At 33.2% G+C, this 1,062-nt stretch carries 2 pseudogenes; one reads left to right on the forward strand and one right to left on the reverse strand.

The features are described 5' to 3' along the window. Positions 1 to 547: pseudogene (locus ACYQZV_RS09040) on the forward strand (hypothetical protein); the annotation flags it as partial. A gap of 90 nt (positions 548 to 637) precedes the next feature. Here ACYQZV_RS09040 and ACYQZV_RS09045 read toward each other — a convergent pair. Continuing rightward, positions 638 to 1,062, reverse strand: a pseudogene (locus ACYQZV_RS09045) (hypothetical protein); the annotation flags it as partial.

Consider the following 1,062-nt stretch of genomic DNA (forward strand, 5'->3'; position numbering starts at 1 on the left):
GCTAAGCTACTCTTACAAGCTTATAGATATAAAAGAACTACCTTTTAAAGAGCTTATAAAAAGCGACAACCCCACAGATATCTTGATATCAGGGCTCATTGCAAGGACAGAAGAACAAATAAAAGACTTTTTAACCAAATTCAAAGAAACACTACCCTTTTTACCAACACAAGAGCAAAGACTATACTTAGAAGAAGCGTTGACAATATATTCTCTAAATCCTAAATTAAAAGTAAGGCTTTATGAGGAGGTAAGTATGCCAGTGATTATAACTGAAGAAATCATTGAAAACGACCCATTTTTTAAGAAAGGGTTAGAGAAGGGATTGGAAGAAGGTCTACAAAAAGGTATAGAAGAAGGCATGATAGAAGATGCCAAAATGTCTATATTGGATATTTTGGGGCTTAGGTTTGGCACAGAAGAGCTTTCGGATATAGAGAATAGACTAAATAATATAAAAGACTTGGAAGTATTGAGGGATTTGAGAAAGAAAACTTTGAAAGTAAACTCTTTGGAAGAGTTTAAAAGAGTGCTTGGTAGTATTTGATATTTCTAACTCAATTTCCTATTCAGAGACTACAAGTCTGCCACGATTTACAAGTCTGCCACGCCACACAAGTCTGCCACGATTTATTGGCTAAAATCTCTCTAAGAGCCTTTCAAACTCTTCAATAGAGCTTATTGTTTTAGCTTGATTCTTCAGATAATCTAAGAAGTTTATATCATCTATTTGCTTTAGTTGATTTGTCATATCACTTAAATCTGTATTTGGGAATCTAAGAGATAGTATGTCAATTATGGCTTCGATCTTTCCTTTTATTTCTCCTTCTATTCTACCTTCTATTCTACCTTCTATTCTACCTTCTATCTTACCCTTTTCTATACCCTCTAACATGCCCTCTTTTTTACCGTATTGTATGGCATCTTCAAATAAATTTCTCATGTCTTCACCTCCTGAGGCTAATGTTGATAATATACTCTTAAATCTTTCTAAGTCAATGTTAACGTTTCTGTAAATCTCTAATAAGAAATATCTCATGAAATATCTTTTGTCTTGAAGTA

The sequence above is a fragment of the Hydrogenobaculum acidophilum genome (assembly GCF_054656715.1).